A 13415-nucleotide genomic window follows, 5' to 3' on the forward strand; every position below is an offset into this window, starting at 1 on the left:
GGAAGGGATGAATGAAGTCCAGGGCCCGACCCCCGCCGGCACCTCCCGTCCGTACCGCTCGCTGCCGGAGGCGCTCCGCGCCCACCGCATCGATCCGGTGAACCACGCCTTCATCGGCGAGATCGTGGACCAGATCGGGGTGACCTCCCTGATCGACCGCGGTCGCTACATCGAGGCCATCCGCCGGGGCGACGGCGCGGCGCTGCACATCGGCCGCACCTACACCAACGGATTCACGGAGGACGAGGTGGTCACGGTGGGCTCGACCCGCCTGCGCCTGCAGCCGAGCGAGGGGCGCGCACCGTACTTCTACGTGACGCACCCGAGCGAGTTCGCGCCGCCGACCGCCGTGCGGGCCAAGCGCTCCTCCGCGCCGCGCACTCCCGCGGCCCCGCGCACGCCCGCGGCGCCCAAGCCCGTCGAGCGCGACTACGGCGTGTGCGACGTGTGCTTCATGGTGAAGACGCCCGCGGGCGGCTGCGGCTGCGATTGACCCGCGACCGTGTGATGCGGGCGCCCGGCGTCAGGCGAAGGCACTCATCCCCGTGATGTCGCGGCCGAGCAGCAGCGCCTGCACCGACTCCGTGCCCTCGTAGGTGTGGATGGCCTCGATGTCGGCGAGGTGCTGCATCACGCCGTTCTCCAGCAGGATGCCGTTGCCGCCGAGCAGGTCGCGGGCGGTCGCGGCGATGCGGCGGGCGGCGCGGGTGTTGTGGAACTTCGCGAGCGAGGCCTGGGTCGGCCGCAGCTGCCCCGCCTGCTCCAGGTCGGCCATCCGGCGGCAGTACAGCTGCATCGCCGTGAGGTCCTCCAGCATGTGCGTCAGCCGCTCCTGCACCATCTGGAACTTGGCGAGCGGCTTGCCGAACTGCACGCGCTCCTTCGCGTAGGCCAGCGCGGCCTCGTAGCAGGCGGTCGCGTGGCCGAGGGCCGACCACGCGACACCCGAGCGCGTGGCGTACAGCACGGTCGACGCATCCTTGAAGCTCGTCGTCCCCGGGAGCACGGCGTCGAGGGGCACGCGCACGTCGTCGAGGCGGATGTGGGCCTGGTGGATCGCGCGCAGCGAAGCCTTGCCGCGGATCACGGTGCCGGTGTAGCCCGGGGTGTCCTGCTCGACGAGGAAGCAGCGCACGGCGCCGTGCTCCGCGGCCGACTCGTCGTCGACCCTGGCCCAGACGAACGTGATGCCGCCCGAGGCGCCGTTGCCGATCCACTTCTTGGTGCCGCGGAGCACCCAGGAGTCGCCGTCGCGGCGCGCGGTGGTCTCCAGGGAGACGGAGTCGGACCCGTGGTCGGGCTCGGTCAGTGCGAACGAGCCGAGCACGGAGCCGTCCGCCAGCGCGGTGAGCCACCGTTCCTGCTGGGCGGGGGAGCCGAACAGCGCGAGGGTGCGAAGGGCCAGGCCGCCCTGCACCGCGAGGATCGTGCCGAGGGAGCCGTCGCCGCGGGAGATCTCCATGTTGACCAGCCCGGCGGCGAGGGGGGAGAGGCGCGTGAGCGACGGGTGGTCGATGCCGTCGACCACGAGGTCCAGCTCGCCCATGCGGCGGGCGGCGTCGAGGGGGTACTCGGCGCGGTCCCAGGCCTCGGCCATCTGCGGGGCGACCTCGTCGACGTACGCCTTGGCGCGGTCCCAGGCCTCGCGGTCGGCCGCGGGGATGTCGGTGAACACGGCGTAGTAGTCGCTGTCCTGCCGGCCGGTGACGTCGTACGACGAGACGCGCTCGCCGGGGAACGGGGAGGCTTCGATGCTCATGGGTGCTCCTTCGTGGACCTGAGTATCGTACTCCTCGATACTGGGTCCCACGAGCCCCGAGCTCGCCGCGGTATCAGTCGAGCCGGGAGCGCAGCCGCCGTGTGACCTCGGCGACGGGCATCGCCCGCGGGAACACCGCCACCACCACGTCGTCCGGGGCATCCGCGGCGGACCCGTCCGCGACGCCGTAGCGGCGCCGCACATCCGCGAGCGCCGACTGCAGGGTCGACAGCGGCACCTTCCTGCGGCCACGCAGCAGCTGGCGCAGCACGTGATTGTGCACCGCGGTGACGAGCGCCGCGAACCCGACCGCGTCGAGCGGATCGACGCCGGGGAGGGCGCCGCGCAGGTACTCGTCGAACAGTCGCTCGTAGCGGAACACCGTGATGATCTCCCGCTCGCGCAGCACCGGCACCTGGCGCACGATCTGGTAGCGGCGACGTGCCATCTCCGGGTCGCTGGAGAAGTGCGCGAACACCGATTCCGACGCCGCGCATACCGCCGCCCACGGGTCGTCGTGCCCCTCGGCGAGGAACTCCCTGAGCTGATCCAGCAGGACCTCGTGGTCGGCGAAGACCACATCCTCCTTGCCGCCGAACTGTCGGAAGAAGGTCGAGCGGGACACCCCCGCGGCCTTCGCGATCTGCTCGACGGAGGTCTGGTCGAAGCCCTGGGTCCGGAAGAGCTCGAGGGCGGCGGCGACGACGGCGTCGCGCGATTCGGGGAAGTCTCGCATGACGAAATCCTAGGTCCTCGTCGACCGGCCGCCGCGGTCATCGCCGCCCGCCTCGCGCTCCGGAGCGGTCAGGCCGAGGTAGTAGGCTGGGGGACTGGTCGATGTCTCGACATCGAGAGAATCACCAGACCAACAGCAGCCCAGTGAAGGAACCACAGTGGATCTGTACGAGTACCAGGCACGAGACGTTTTCGAGAAGTACGGAGTGCCGGTCCTCGCCGGCATCGTCGCCGACACCCCCGAGGAGGTGAAGGCGGCCGCCGAGAAGATCGGCGGTGTGGTGGTCGTCAAGGCCCAGGTCAAGACCGGTGGCCGCGGCAAGGCCGGCGGTGTCAAGGTCGCCAAGACCCCCGATGAGGCGTACGAGGCCGCGAAGGCGATCCTCGGCCTCGACATCAAGGGCCACGTCGTCAAGCGCGTCATGGTCGCGCAGGGCGCTCGCATCGCCGAGGAGTTCTACTTCTCCGTGCTGTTGGACCGCGCGAACCGCTCCTACCTGAGCCTCTGCTCGGTCGAGGGCGGCATGGAGATCGAGGAGCTCGCGGTCGAGCGCCCCGAGGCCCTCGCCCGTGTCGAGGTCAACCCGCTCACGGGCATCGACAAGGACAAGGCGGTCGAGATCGCCCGCGCCGCGAACTTCCCGGAGGACCTCGTCGAGAAGGTCGCCGACGTGTTCGTGAAGCTCTACGACGTCTACAAGGGCGAGGACGCGACACTGGTCGAGGTCAACCCGCTCGTCCGCACCGAGGAGGGCGACATCATCGCCCTCGACGGCAAGGTCACGCTCGACGACAACGCGTCGGAGATCCGCCACCCCGAGCACGAGGCGCTCGAGGACAAGGACGCCGCCGACCCGCTCGAGGCCAAGGCCAAGCAGAGCGGCCTGAACTACGTCAAGCTCGACGGCGAGGTCGGCATCATCGGCAACGGCGCGGGTCTGGTCATGTCCACGCTCGACGTCGTGGCCTACGCGGGTGAGAACCACAACGGCGTCAAGCCGGCCAACTTCCTCGACATCGGCGGCGGCGCCTCGGCCGAGGTCATGGCGGCGGGCCTCGACGTCATCCTCGGCGACCCGCAGGTCAAGAGCGTGTTCGTCAACGTGTTCGGTGGCATCACGGCGTGCGACGCCGTGGCCAACGGCATCAAGGGGGCACTGGAGACCCTCGGCGACACGGCCTCGAAGCCGCTCGTCGTCCGTCTCGACGGCAACCGCGTCGAGGAGGGCCGCGCGATCCTCGCGGAGTACGCGCACCCGCTCGTGACCCTGGCCGCAACCATGGACGAGGGCGCCGACAAGGCCGCCGAGCTCGCCAACGCCTGAGACTGAAGGACGAGAAGAATGTCGATCTACCTCAACAAGGACTCCAAGGTCATCGTCCAGGGCATCACCGGCGGCGAGGGCACCAAGCACACCGCGCTCATGCTCAAGGCCGGCACCCAGGTCGTCGGTGGCGTGAACGCGCGCAAGGCCGGCACCACGGTCTCGCACACGGACAAGGACGGCAACGCCGTCGAGCTCCCCGTCTTCGGCTCGGTCGCCGAGGCCATGAAGGAGACCGGCGCCGACGTGTCGATCGCCTTCGTCCCCGGCGCCTTCACGAAGGACGCGATGATCGAGGCCATCGACGCCGAGATCCCGCTGCTCGTCGTCATCACCGAGGGCGTTCCCGTGGGCGACTCGGCCGAGGCCTGGGCCTACGCGCAGAGCAAGGGCAACAAGACCCGCATCATCGGCCCGAACTGCCCGGGCATCATCACGCCCGGTGAGGCGCTCGTCGGCATCACGCCCGCGAACATCACCGGCAAGGGCCCGATCGGTCTCGTGTCGAAGTCGGGCACCCTGACCTACCAGATGATGTTCGAACTGCGCGACCTGGGCTTCTCCACCGCCATCGGCATCGGCGGCGACCCGGTCATCGGCACCACGCACATCGACGCGCTGGCCGCGTTCGAGGCCGACCCCGAGACCAAGGCGATCGTGATGATCGGCGAGATCGGCGGCGACGCCGAGGAGCGCGCGGCGGAGTACATCAAGGCGAACGTCACGAAGCCGGTCGTCGGTTACGTTGCGGGCTTCACGGCTCCCGAGGGCAAGACCATGGGTCACGCCGGTGCGATCGTCTCCGGCTCTGCCGGTACCGCGCAGGCGAAGAAGGAGGCCCTCGAGGCCGCGGGCGTGAAGGTCGGCAAGACGCCGTCCGAGACCGCCGCGCTGATGCGCGAGATCATCGAGGCGCTGTAAGGCGTACACTGGTAGCGAAGGCCCCGGGCTCCACCCCGGGGCCTTCGTCGTGTCCGGGGCATCGTCATGTCCGGGGCATCGTCATGTCCGAGGCATCGTCGTGCCCAGGCCCTCGTCGCGTCCGGGCTCAGTGCGCCGACGTCGCGGCGTCGAGCAGGCGGTCGAGTGCGCGGTGTGCCTGCCGTCGCGCGGCGGTGTCGTCGGGGCGGGCGGCCAGCCACAGGGCGAGCTCGTTCATGGCGCCGGACAGCGCGGCGGTGAGGGCGTCGACCTGTGCGGACGGGACCCCGGCCTCGCGCAGTCCCGCACGCAGCTCCTGCTCCGGCCCCTCGGCGTCGAGCCGACGCCACTGCTCCCAGCCGAGCACGGCGGGGCCGTCGACGAGCAGCACGCGCGCGGCGGTTCCCGCGGTGATGGCGTCGAGGAAGGCGTGACTGCCGTCGCGGAGCGCGGCGGGGCCGGGGGTGTCGCGCGTGGCGGTCGCGATGGCGGCGGCGACCCGCTCCTGCGCGGCGGCGGCGACGGCCGCGAACAGTCCGGGCTTCGAGTCGTAGTGGTGGTACACGGCGCCGCGCGTCACGCCCGCGGCCCGGGCGATGTCGTCGACCGAAGCCGCCGCGTATCCGTGTGCGGCGAAGTGCGCGGTGGCGGTGTCGAGGATGCGGCGGGCCGTGGCGGCGGCGTCGGCGGCGGAGGCGCGGGGCATGCGGGTTCCTTTACGTACGTGTTGTATGTATTCTAGCCGGACGAATACAAACACGCAGTATGTAAAGGAGTGACGATGGAGATCACCAGCTTCTACCCGGTGCTGATGGTGGACGACGTGTCCGCGGCAGCGCGGTTCTACCGCGAGGAGCTCGGATTCGACACGACGTTCGAGGCCGACTGGTACGTGAGCCTGCGCTTCGACGGGGGAGAGCTCGCGATCCTCGACCGCACGCACGAGACCATCCCGGAGGGCTTCCGCGCACCGGTCACCGGACTGCTGCTGAACGTCGAGGTGCCAGATGCCGCCGCCGAGCACGCCCGGCTGGTGGGGGAGCGCGGACTGACCGAACGGCTGGCCCTGCGCGATGAGGACTTCGGTCAGCGGCACTTCATCGTCGAGGCTCCCGGCGGGGTGCTGATCGACGTGATCGAGCCGATCGAGCCGTCCGCCGAGTTCGCCGCCGCCTACGCCTGAGGCCCAGGGAAACCACGGAGGGGCGGGTGCCGCAGCACCCGCCCCTCCGTGGATCCGCTCGTCAGATCCCGACGCCGAACAGCGCCTCGATGGGTCCGCGTGCGAAGAAGATCAGGAAGCCGGCACCGACCACCCACAGCAGCGGGCTGATGGTCTTCGCTCGGCCGGAGAACGCGTGGATGAGCACCCAGCTCACGAAGCCCGCGCCGATGCCGTTCGCGATCGAGTACGTCAGCGGCATCACGGAGACCGTGAGGAACACCGGCAGCAGCACGCGGAAGTCGCCGAAGTCGATGTGCCGGATCTGCGCCATCATCATGGCACCGACGATGATCAGGGCCGCCGCGGCGATCTCGGTCGGGACGATCGAGGTGAGCGGGGTCAGGAACATCGCGATCAGGAACACCACGCCGGTCACGACGTTGGCCAGGCCCGTGCGGGCACCCTCGCCGATCCCCGCGCCCGACTCGATGAACACCGTGCTCGACGACGACGAGGTCGCGCCACCCGCGATCGCACCGACGCCCTCGACCACCAGCGCCGATTTGATGCGCGGGAAGTCGCCGTTGTCGTCGGCCAGGTTCGCCTCCTTCGCGAGACCCGTCATGGTGCCCATCGCGTCGAAGAAGTTCGTGAAGAGCAGGGTGAAGACGATCATCACGAGCGCGACGAGGCTGACCTTGCCGAGGTCGAACGAGAAGTCCACCGCGCCGATCAGGCTCAGGTCGGGCACGCCCACGGGGGAGCCGTTCAGCGCGGGAACCGTCAGACCCCAGCCGCCCGGGTTGACCACGTTGCCCTCGTCGTCGAAGCCGCGGGCGCCGATGTGCCAGACGGCCTCGACGATCACGGCGAGCACGGTGCCGCCGATCAGGCCGATCAGCATGCCGCCCTTGATGCGCAGCGCGACGAGGATGCCCGTCAGCAGCAGCGTGATCACGAACAGCAGGCTCGGCACGGTCGCGACGGAGCCGTTGACCCCGAGCCCGACGGGCGGCGAGGAGGCACCGGTCGCGGTGACGAAGCCGGAGTTGACGAAGCCGATGAACGCGATGAACAGGCCGATGCCGACCGTGATCGCGATCTTGAGCTGGAACGGCACCGCGTCGAAGATCGCCTTGCGCAGTCCGGTGGCGGCGAGCAGCACGATCACGACGCCGTTGATCATCACCAGCGCCATGGCCTCGGGCCAGGTCACCTGGCCGACCACGGAGAACGCGACGAACGCGTTGATGCCGAGTCCGGCGGCGAAGCCGAACGGCAGACGCGTGACGAGCCCGAACAGGATCGTCATGACGCCGGCGGTCAGGGCGGTCGCGGCACCGACCGCGTTGAAGTCCAGCATGTTTCCGGCGACGTCGGGTTTGCCGGACAGGATGATCGGGTTGAGGATCACGATGTAGGCCATCGTGACGAACGTCACCAGGCCCCCTCGGATCTCGGTGCCGATCGTCGATCCGCGCTTGCTGATCTCGAAGAAGCGGTCCAGGGCGCCGGTGGGCTCGGCGGTCGCCGGGGCGGGCGGGGCAGTTGTCATCGGGTAACCTCCGGAGAAACGCTACCGTGTCGCCCGCCCCGCGCGCGCCCCGAGGAGCCGCACGGCAACTCGTCGTAGTCTCGAATCGCTATGCAACGCCTCCTCGTCGCGCTCCTCGCCGCCTTCGACGCCGCCATCGCGGCCGCGGTCGGACTGGCCGTGCTCCTGGCGCCGCTGACGCTGTTGTGGACGGTCGCGTTCGGCGTCACGGCCGACTGGGGTGCGCTCTGGCCCCTCACGGGCACGCTCTGGGAGTTCGGGCACGGCGTCCCGCTCGAGGTCACGATCCCGGACGAGCTCCTCGTCACGCTGGGCATCCCCGCGCAGGCCGCATCGTTCGCGGTGTCGATCACGCCCCTGCTGCTGCTGTTCTTCACGCTCCTGTTCGTCGCGCGCTCCGGAGCGCGCGCCGCCCACGCGGGGGCGTGGCTGCTGGGTGCCCTGTCCGGCTCCGCCGTGTTCGCCGCGATCTCCACACTGGTCGCGCTGACGGCACGGCTCGATGCGGTGCGCACGCCGCTGCCGCTCGCGATCCTGCTGCCCGCCGCCGTCTATCTGGTGGGCGCCGTCTGCGGCGCCGTCCGGGTGGCCTGGGACGACGGCGACGGCGGCCTCCTCGACCGCCTGCACGACCGCCTCGACGCGCGGGAGGACTGGGCTCCCGTGCCCGCGGCGATCGTCCGGGGTGCGGCCTTCGCCCTGGTCGGCGTGACCGGAGCGGCGGCGCTCGCCGTGGCCCTGTCGGTGCTGACCCGCGGTGGTGACGTGGTCGCGCTGTTCCAGGGTGCGCGCGTCGACGCGCTCGGCGCCACCGTGCTCACGCTCGCGCAGCTGGCGTATCTGCCCACCCTGATCGTGTGGGCGGCGGCGTGGCTCGCCGGTCCCGGCTTCGCGGTCGGCGCCGGCACCGCGGTGTCGCCCGCCGGCACCCAGCTCGGCGTGGTCCCCGGCATCCCCGTGTTCGGGCTGCTGCCGGAGAACACCTCAATGTGGATGCTGATCGTGGTGCTCGTCCCCGTCGCGGCCGGCGCGTTCGCGGGCTGGGCCGTGCGCTCCCGGCTCGTCTGGGAGGGCACACCGCTCGGGCTGCTGCAGCGCGCCGTCATCGCGGTGGGCATCGCCGCGGTGACGGCGGGAGTCGCGGGGCTCGCGGCCGAGCTCGCGAACGGGTCGATGGGGCCGGGGCGCCTGGGCGTCGTCGGTCCCGCCGTGCTTCCCTTCGCCCTCGCGCTCGGCGCCGAGGTGCTGGTGGGCGCGGCGATCCTGCTGCTCGCACCGCGCAACCGTGAGGAACTCGCGGAGGAGCGCACCGACCGCTGGCTCGCCGAGATGACCGAGGCCGAGCGCGACGGCGGTCCGCTTCCCGCCGAGCCGACCGCGTGGCCGTCCCTGCCCGACGACACCGCGCCACTCGGCGACCTGCGCGTCCCGCCGCTGCCCGACGGCGACGACCGCGACCGGCGCGGCTGATCCTCGCCGCCCGCGCAGCCGCCCGCGCAGGGCGGTCCGCATGCGCCGGTAGACTGGGCGCGTGCTCACGGTCGCCGTTCTCATCTCGGGCGCCGGCTCGAACCTTCGCGCCCTCCTCGAGGCCGCTCGTCACCCCGATTTCCCGGCCAGGGTGGTCGTCGTCGGCGCGGATCGCGAAGCAGAGGGGCTGGCGCACGCCGAGGAGTTCGGCATCCCCAGCTTCACCGTCCCGTGGCACGAGCACGAGAGCCGCGAGGCCTGGGGCGAGGAGCTCGGCAGGCAGCTGGCGGTGTGGAACCCCGACCTGGTGGTCCTCAGCGGCCTCATGCGTCTGCTGCCCGCGTCGCTGGTCGCCGCGTACGCCCCGCGGATCATCAACACGCACCCCGCGTACCTCCCGGAGTTCCCCGGCGCACACGGCGTGCGCGACGCCCTCGCGGCCGGGGTGCGCGAGACCGGGGCGAGCGTGATCGTGGTCGACGACGGCGTGGACACCGGGCCGATCCTGGCGCAGGAGCGCGTCCCGATCCGCGCCGACGACACCGAGCACACCCTGCACGAGCGCATCAAGCCCGTCGAGCGCCGCCTGCTCATCGACGTCGTCCGTCGCATCGCGACCGGCGATCTCGTCCTGACCTGAACCCCCCGAACCCCCGCACGCCCCCGCACGAAGGAGCCCATCATGGCCGGCCCCCGCCACGACCCCACGCTCTACCGCGATCGCGACACCGTGCCGATCCGGCGCGCCCTCGTCTCGGTCAGCGACAAGACCGATCTGCTCGTGCTCGCCGCGGCCCTCGCCGACGCCGGGGTCGAGATCGTGTCGACCGGCTCGACCGCCTCGACCATCCGCGACGCCGGCTTCGAGGTCACCGACGTGGCCGCGGTCACGGGCGTGGCCGAGATGCTCGACGGCCGCGTGAAGACGCTGCACCCCAAGGTGCACGGCGGCCTGCTCGCCGACCTGCGCCTCGAGGATCACGAGCGCCAGCTCGCGGAGCTCGACATCGCCCCGTTCGAGCTGGTGGTGGTGAACCTGTACCCGTTCGTGGAGACCGTGGCCTCCGGCGCCGTGGGCGACGACGTCGTGGAGCAGATCGACATCGGCGGGCCCGCCATGGTCCGCGCTGCGGCGAAGAACCACGCCAACGTCGCGATCGTGGTCTCGCCCGAGTCCTACCCGGCGATCGTGTCGGCCGTCGCCGACGGCGGCACCACGCTCGGCCAGCGCCGTGAGCTCGCCGCGCGCGCCTTCGCCCACACCGCCGCCTACGACACGGCCGTGGCGCAGTGGTTCGCCGAGGGTACGCTCACCGAGCCCGGCGATCTCCCCGCCCACCTCACGATCCAGGCCGAGCGCCTCGCGACCCTCCGCTACGGCGAGAACTCGCACCAGCGCGGGGCCATCTACACCCGCGCCGGCGGTCACGGCATCGCCCAGGCCACGCAGCTGCAGGGCAAGGAGATGTCGTACAACAACTACGTCGACGCGGATGCCGCGCTGCGCGCCGCGTACGACATGATCAAGCCCGCCGTCGCGATCATCAAGCACGCGAACCCGTGCGGGATCGCCACGACCGCGCCGAACGCGCTCGACCCGATCGCCAGCGCCCACCTGCGCGCACACGAGTGCGACCCGGTCTCGGCGTACGGCGGGGTCATCGCCGCGAACGGCACCGTCACGCTGAAGATGGCCGAGAACCTGAAGGACATCTTCACCGAGGTCATCGTCGCGCCGTCGTTCGAGCCCGCCGCGCTCGAGGTGTTCAAGGCCAAGAAGAACCTGCGTCTGCTGCAGCTGCCCGAAGACTGGCAGCAGGAGCGCATGGACGTGCGGCTGGTGTCGGGCGGGCTGCTGCTGCAGGACGCCGACCGCTTCCCCGACGACATCGTGTCGGTCGCGAAGGACTGGGAGCTGGTGTCGGGTGAGCGTCCGAGCGACGAGGAGATGGAGAATCTGATCTTCGCGTGGAAGGCCTGCCGCGCCGTGAAGTCGAACGCGATCGTGCTGGCGAAGGACAACGCCACGGTCGGCGTCGGCATGGGTCAGGTCAACCGCGTCGACTCGTGCCGCCTCGCGGTCGAGCGAGCGGGCGACAGGGCGGCCGGATCGGTCGCCGCCTCCGATGCCTTCTTCCCGTTCGCCGACGGTGCGCAGGTGCTCATCGACGCGGGGGTCACCGCGATCGTGCAGCCGGGTGGGTCGGTGCGCGACGAGGAGGTCGTCGACGCCGCGCGCAAGGCGGGCGTGACGATGTTCTTCACCGGGGAGCGTCACTTCTTCCACTGACCTCCGCGCATCCGCGTCCGGAACCCGCTCTCCTCGGGAGGGCGGGTTCCGTCGTCTCCGGGGCCTTCACTGTCGTGTCCGATTTCCGCCAGCCGTGGTCGGTGGTCGGTGGCAGAGTGGAGGACATGAGCCTCCCCGTGATCGACTTCGACGAGCGGTACCGCGCCATCAGTGCGCGCGACACCCGCTTCGACGGGCAGTTCGTGACCGCGGTCCGCTCGACCGGGATCTACTGCCGGCCGAGCTGCCCTGCCCGCACCCCGAAGCCGCAGAACGTCACGTTCTATCCCACGAGTGCGGCCGCGCACGAGGCCGGCTACCGCGCCTGCAAGCGCTGCCTGCCCGAGGCCGCACCGGGGTCGCCCGCGTGGGACGTGCGCGGAGACACGGCGGCGCGCGCCATGCGGCTGATCGCGACCGGGGTCGTGGAGCGCGAAGGCGTGCCGGGCCTCGCCGCCCGCCTGGGTTACTCCAGCCGGCACCTCACGCGGCTGCTGACGACCGAGCTCGGCGCCGGCCCGCTCGCGCTCGCCAGGGCGCACCGCGCGCACACGGCCCGCATGCTGCTCGTGGGCACGGACATGCCGGTGGCGGATGTGGCGTTCGCCGCGGGGTTCCAGAGCATCCGCCAGTGCAACGACACGATCCGCGAGGTGTTCGGCCTCACGCCGGGCGAGCTGCGGGCGCGGCGACGCACTCCGGCGTCCGACGTGCCGGGGGCGATCGACCTGGCCCTGCCGTACCGCGGCCCGTTCGACGCGGCCGGGGTGTTCGCGTGGATGGCGGCCAGGGCGGTCGCGGGGGTCGAGGAGGCGCGGTCCGACGCGTTCGCGCGCCACCTGCGCATGCCGGGCGGCCCCGCGTGGTTCGAGGTGCGGCAGGACGGCGAGCGGCTGCGGCTGCGGGCTCGCGTCGCACGCCTGAGCGACCTGGCGCCGCTGGTGTCGACCGCGCGGCGCCTGTTCGACCTCGACGCCGACCCCCTCGCGATCGACGAGGCCCTGGCCGCGCATCCGTCGCTGGCGGCCCTGGTCGCACGCACGCCGGGGATCCGGGTGCCCGGTGCCGCGGATCCGCACGAGATGCTGATCCGGGCGATGATCGGGCAGCAGATCACCGTCGTCGCCGCCCGCACCGCGCTCACCGCACTCACCGAGGCGCTGGGGGAGAGGACACCCGAGGGGCTGCTGTTCCCCACCATGACCGCGATCGCGGAGCACGGGGCCGAGGTGCTGCGGGGCCCCGCGGCCCGGATCCGCGCGGTCACGGGGGCCGCCGCGGCCCTCGCCGACGGCAGCCTCACGCTGACCGTGGGCGATGACGGCGCGGAGCAGCGCGCGGCCCTGCTGGCCATGCCGGGGATCGGACCCTGGACGGCGGACTACGTGCGGATGCGTGTGCTCGGCGACCCCGACATCCTGCTCCCCGGCGATGTCGCGCTGCGCGCGGGCGCGGCGGCGGTGGGGCTCCCCGGCGAGCCGAAGCCCCTGGTCGCCTGGGCCGAGCGCACGGCCCCCTGGCGGAGCTACCTCAGCGCGCACCTGTGGCGTGCGGCACCCCAGCGCCCCGCGGGGCCGCGGTCGCCTGCCGCCCGCGCGGCCGCGACCGACGACGAGACCCAGACGAAGGAGACGCCATGACCGCCCTGATCCAGACCATCGACACCCCGGACGGCCCGTTCACGATCCTGGCCGACGCCGAGCAGCGCGTCCTCGCCTCCGGGTGGACCGACGACGTGGAGGCGATCCTCGGTCGCCTCTCCGCCGCCGCCCGTCCGGAGGAGCTGCGCGACGCCGAGACCGACGCGGCGGCTGCCGCCCTGGCCTATTACGCCGGTGACGTGTCGGCGATCGACGCCGTCGCGGTGAAGCAGACCGGAACCGCCCTCCAGCGCGCGGGGTGGGATGCGCTGCGCGGCATCGAGCCGGGTCGGCCGCTCACCTACACGGGCTTCGCCGCGCGCCTCGGCAATCCGAACGCGGTGCGCGCGGCGGCGTCGATCTGCGCCCGCAACGCCCCGGCCCTGTTCGTCCCGTGCCATCGGGTGCTGCGCACCGACGGCTCGCTGGGCGGCTTCGCGTGGGGTCTCGCCGTGAAGCAGAGCCTCCTGGCCCGTGAGAGCGCCGCGCGCTGAGCCGTCCGAAGCCCCGCCCCGTCTCCGCGCGGGACGGGGCTTTCGGCTGCCGCGGGAATTC

At 71.8% G+C, this 13415-nt stretch carries 13 protein-coding genes; 9 read left to right on the top strand and 4 right to left on the bottom strand.

The genetic code is table 11. From position 1 onward, the window contains the following. Positions 1–7 precede the first annotated feature (7 nt). The gene (locus ACWH95_RS09855; protein WP_136031186.1) at positions 8–493 is read left to right on the top strand and encodes a hypothetical protein; all 486 of its coding nucleotides are present in this window, start codon (positions 8–10) and stop codon (positions 491–493) included. A 30-nt stretch (positions 494–523) separates the two neighbouring features. Here the strand turns inward: ACWH95_RS09855 and ACWH95_RS09860 are convergent, their stop codons facing one another. Together ACWH95_RS09860 and ACWH95_RS09865 are read right to left on the bottom strand one after the other, a co-directional pair. Continuing rightward, the gene (locus ACWH95_RS09860) at positions 524–1759 is read right to left on the bottom strand and encodes an acyl-CoA dehydrogenase family protein (protein WP_136031185.1); all 1236 of its coding nucleotides are present in this window, start codon (positions 1757–1759) and stop codon (positions 524–526) included. Positions 1760–1832: 73 nt separating this feature from the next. Further along, positions 1833–2495: a TetR/AcrR family transcriptional regulator gene (locus tag ACWH95_RS09865; protein ID WP_136031183.1), complete on the bottom strand. Its 663-nt coding sequence runs from the start codon at positions 2493–2495 to the stop codon at positions 1833–1835. 157 nt (positions 2496–2652) lie between these two features. Here ACWH95_RS09865 and sucC point away from each other — a divergent pair, with 157 nt between their 5' ends. Then, complete coding sequence (sucC, locus tag ACWH95_RS09870; RefSeq protein ID WP_136031181.1) at positions 2653–3819, top strand: ADP-forming succinate--CoA ligase subunit beta; 1167 nt, start codon at positions 2653–2655, stop codon at positions 3817–3819. Positions 3820–3837: 18 nt separating this feature from the next. Next, on the top strand, positions 3838–4740 hold the full coding sequence (sucD, locus tag ACWH95_RS09875; RefSeq protein WP_136036215.1) for a succinate--CoA ligase subunit alpha: 903 nt from the start codon (positions 3838–3840) through the stop codon (positions 4738–4740). Between the two features lie 127 nt (positions 4741–4867). On the opposite strand, the gene ACWH95_RS09880 is transcribed toward sucD, so the two are convergent. Next, complete coding sequence (locus ACWH95_RS09880) at positions 4868–5446, bottom strand: TetR/AcrR family transcriptional regulator (protein ID WP_454120592.1); 579 nt, start codon at positions 5444–5446, stop codon at positions 4868–4870. Positions 5447–5521: 75 nt separating this feature from the next. Here ACWH95_RS09880 and ACWH95_RS09885 point away from each other — a divergent pair, with 75 nt between their 5' ends. Further along, the gene (locus ACWH95_RS09885; protein WP_136031025.1) at positions 5522–5923 is read left to right on the top strand and encodes a VOC family protein; all 402 of its coding nucleotides are present in this window, start codon (positions 5522–5524) and stop codon (positions 5921–5923) included. Between the two features lie 61 nt (positions 5924–5984). Here ACWH95_RS09885 and ACWH95_RS09890 read toward each other — a convergent pair whose 3' ends face one another. Beyond that, the gene (locus tag ACWH95_RS09890; protein ID WP_136044566.1) at positions 5985–7460 is read right to left on the bottom strand and encodes an NCS2 family permease; all 1476 of its coding nucleotides are present in this window, start codon (positions 7458–7460) and stop codon (positions 5985–5987) included. A 90-nt stretch (positions 7461–7550) separates the two neighbouring features. On the opposite strand from ACWH95_RS09890, the gene ACWH95_RS09895 reads away from it, so the two are divergent. The 5 genes from ACWH95_RS09895 (at position 7551) to ACWH95_RS09915 (ending at position 13354) form a co-directional block, all read left to right on the top strand. Then, entirely contained in the window at positions 7551–8930 is a 1380-nt protein-coding gene (locus ACWH95_RS09895) for a cell division protein PerM (RefSeq protein ID WP_454120593.1), read from the top strand. Between the two features lie 61 nt (positions 8931–8991). Continuing rightward, positions 8992–9570 carry a phosphoribosylglycinamide formyltransferase gene (gene purN, locus ACWH95_RS09900; protein ID WP_136031021.1) on the top strand — a complete coding sequence of 193 codons (579 nt, stop codon included), beginning with the start codon at positions 8992–8994 and terminating at the stop codon, positions 9568–9570. Positions 9571–9612: 42 nt separating this feature from the next. After that, complete coding sequence (gene purH, locus ACWH95_RS09905) at positions 9613–11220, top strand: bifunctional phosphoribosylaminoimidazolecarboxamide formyltransferase/IMP cyclohydrolase (protein WP_136031019.1); 1608 nt, start codon at positions 9613–9615, stop codon at positions 11218–11220. Between the two features lie 125 nt (positions 11221–11345). Beyond that, the gene (locus ACWH95_RS09910; RefSeq protein WP_378803479.1) at positions 11346–12860 is read left to right on the top strand and encodes a DNA-3-methyladenine glycosylase 2 family protein; all 1515 of its coding nucleotides are present in this window, start codon (positions 11346–11348) and stop codon (positions 12858–12860) included. Further along, a complete protein-coding gene (locus ACWH95_RS09915) occupies positions 12857–13354 on the top strand; it encodes a methylated-DNA--[protein]-cysteine S-methyltransferase (RefSeq protein ID WP_136031014.1) in 498 nt (165 codons plus the stop codon). The genes ACWH95_RS09910 and ACWH95_RS09915 overlap by 4 nt, the downstream gene beginning before the upstream one ends. Positions 13355–13415: the final 61 nt, after the last annotated feature.

Source organism: Microbacterium sp. NPDC055502 (assembly GCF_053643635.1).

Coding starts and splice junctions, on each gene's coding strand:
- ACWH95_RS09855 (WP_136031186.1), top strand. CDS start 8: ATGAATGAAGTCCAGGGCCCGACCCCCGCCGGCACCTCCCGTCCGTAC.
- ACWH95_RS09860 (WP_136031185.1), bottom strand. CDS start 1,759: ATGAGCATCGAAGCCTCCCCGTTCCCCGGCGAGCGCGTCTCGTCGTAC.
- ACWH95_RS09865 (WP_136031183.1), bottom strand. CDS start 2,495: ATGCGAGACTTCCCCGAATCGCGCGACGCCGTCGTCGCCGCCGCCCTC.
- sucD (WP_136036215.1), top strand. CDS start 3,838: ATGTCGATCTACCTCAACAAGGACTCCAAGGTCATCGTCCAGGGCATC.
- ACWH95_RS09880 (WP_454120592.1), bottom strand. CDS start 5,446: ATGCCCCGCGCCTCCGCCGCCGACGCCGCCGCCACGGCCCGCCGCATC.
- ACWH95_RS09885 (WP_136031025.1), top strand. CDS start 5,522: ATGGAGATCACCAGCTTCTACCCGGTGCTGATGGTGGACGACGTGTCC.
- ACWH95_RS09890 (WP_136044566.1), bottom strand. CDS start 7,460: ATGACAACTGCCCCGCCCGCCCCGGCGACCGCCGAGCCCACCGGCGCC.
- ACWH95_RS09895 (WP_454120593.1), top strand. CDS start 7,551: ATGCAACGCCTCCTCGTCGCGCTCCTCGCCGCCTTCGACGCCGCCATC.
- purH (WP_136031019.1), top strand. CDS start 9,613: ATGGCCGGCCCCCGCCACGACCCCACGCTCTACCGCGATCGCGACACC.
- ACWH95_RS09910 (WP_378803479.1), top strand. CDS start 11,346: ATGAGCCTCCCCGTGATCGACTTCGACGAGCGGTACCGCGCCATCAGT.
- ACWH95_RS09915 (WP_136031014.1), top strand. CDS start 12,857: ATGACCGCCCTGATCCAGACCATCGACACCCCGGACGGCCCGTTCACG.